The sequence below is a fragment of the Vibrio sp. M250220 genome (genome assembly GCF_036533795.1).
In the GTDB taxonomy this organism is placed as follows: Bacteria; Pseudomonadota; Gammaproteobacteria; order Enterobacterales; family Vibrionaceae; genus Vibrio.
This window is the reverse complement of record NZ_JATABI010000113.1, coordinates 1-2,057: the sequence shown is the minus strand read 5'-3', so window position 1 is coordinate 2,057 and position 2,057 is coordinate 1. Positions and strand designations below refer to the sequence as shown.

2 protein-coding genes are annotated in these 2,057 nt (G+C 37.7%); both read right to left on the bottom strand.

The genetic code is table 11. The features are described 5' to 3' along the window. Positions 1–315: helix-turn-helix domain-containing protein (locus QTN94_RS19655; RefSeq protein WP_331428612.1), on the bottom strand; the 315-nt coding region annotated here is incomplete at its 3' end. Positions 316–434: 119 nt separating this feature from the next. After that, positions 435–1,673 (bottom strand): hypothetical protein, encoded by a 1,239-nt coding sequence (locus QTN94_RS19650; RefSeq protein ID WP_331428611.1) that lies wholly within the window; start codon positions 1,671–1,673, stop codon positions 435–437. Positions 1,674–2,057 lie beyond the last annotated feature (384 nt).

Sequence of the window (2,057 nt, the reverse complement as noted above, 5' to 3'; positions counted from 1 at the left end):
GTAGGCGACAATTTGATGAGTGTGAGAATAGGTTTTCTCAGTCAAATGCTCGATTAGGTGCATGGTTTGAGTAGCAGAAAGCTTGCTTTGGCTTCCGCCATTTTCAGGCTTAAGTTTTTCAGAAAGAACGTAGTCACTAAGGTGGCGTGCAACGGTTGATTCATGAATGCGAAGAGCTTGAGAAATCATGGTCTGACTCCACCCCTCTGTGGTAAGCAATACTGCTTTAATACGGTCGCAAACTCGACTATCGCGTTCAATGTCGTGCATTTGTTCGAGTTGCAGTTTCTGTTGAGAAGTCAGTGTAATTTTCATGGTTCGTAGCATGATCCTGATTCTAAATAAAATCAAGCATGTTCAATGATCAGGGGTATAACACAGCGGATGAGTGAAAGCATCGCTTATCCGCTGGTATATTAGGCCACAATGATAAGCTAATTATTTTTTAATCTCATCCTTACATCCTGCATGGATTGAGAGCGTAGATAATTTGAGTTATATTTTTTAAGCGCACTCAATGTTGGAAGTTCTATCATAACAATGTTTGTTGCATCCAATGCTTTATTAATAACATTATGAATTTTTGATTTATTTTCATCCGGATACTTCTGTACGCTCACAACTGTCTGAAAGTAAATAGGCGCCTTTCTCAAACCAACATTATCGCCTCTTAGGTTATATTTTTGCGATACATAATAAACAGCATTAGAAGGATCAAAGAATGCCGCATTATTATTTCTGGTTTCTTTATATTCAAGGCTATTGTTACCAATAATGCAGTTAGAGTATGAGCGACACTTATTAACTATTTGTTTCATTTTAGATACGGCAAGAGGCCAATTTTCGTTCATACGCTCACCACTTTTAGGCTTAATTCCTGAATGATTCGAATAATCATTAAAGTGAGCCCTAGCAACAGAGACCCAAGTATTTTTCCATATATCAGCCGTTTTACTAATTTGGTCAAGTTGACAATCAAAATCACTTTCAAACGTTAACCCTGCTGCCATTAAAGCACCAATATTAGTCTTATTATCTCGCTCTCGATCAAGATAGTTATCACCATCTTCAGCTCTATGCATATCAGCACTCTTCATCATGCAAGCTGTAATAGACACTTCTCTCAGTATTGCATTACGGTTATTGCGTGCACGGTTTTCAGTACTCGTGCTATCGAACTCCTTCGCTAGTTCTTTATGCAGCTCTACATATTCATCCATAAATGTACTTACCCAAAAATTAGCCATACGACCTTTTCGATCATTGCTAGAACTGTATGAGACGTACGTACTACCGATATTCGGATTATTGAGTATATGTCTAGGACTATATTGCCCAGCGAAGACTCGCAACTTCAGTCCTAAGTTAGTCCCATTCTCTTTGTTATATTCCCTCAATGTATTTAATGCATTCTTAATAATCTCAAAGTTGTATTCATCATCTCTAGGCTCCAATGTGCTCCATTCCACCTGCAGAACAACTCCGTCAACATATTTCGCCCAATCTTGGGGCTTATTGCTATTTTCAAATGGATTATCAAAACCATTTCTATTTCCAATACTCTTAGATACATCACCTCTAGTAATAAACCCTTTCAATATTTCTTTATTTGGATGCGCATTTACCCCAAAAGATACCGACGCTATTAAAATCATCAAACTAAACTTCAACATATACATCACCTATGTAACAAAACAATATCTACTAAAACAAGCTTACAATATACAGACAAAATGTTACATTCCTTTGTGCCTCACTTGACATTGAGACTTTATTCCCAAAAAAAAAACAATAAGACATTACCTACAAAAAGGGCTTGGTCAACGGCGACCAAGCCCTTTTAATTAGATATTGTGTCTTAGAATCCATCCCAGAAGCAAAAGTAAAAAAGCAAAAGGACAAGCAAAGGGACATATATGGTCACCTCGCTGTTCGCAAGGCCTGATTGAAATTAATGTCGGTCTTTTCTTTAAGCTATTTCATAGGCACCCTTAACGGAGATTAACATTGATGGTCGACGGTCTTGCGACATATATCCGGCGTCGTTATAGCAACGT

What these genes read in the sequence shown, in the direction of transcription:
- QTN94_RS19650 (WP_331428611.1), bottom strand. Translation starts at nt 1,673, where the DNA reads ATGTTGAAGTTTAGTTTGATGATTTTAATAGCGTCGGTATCTTTTGGG.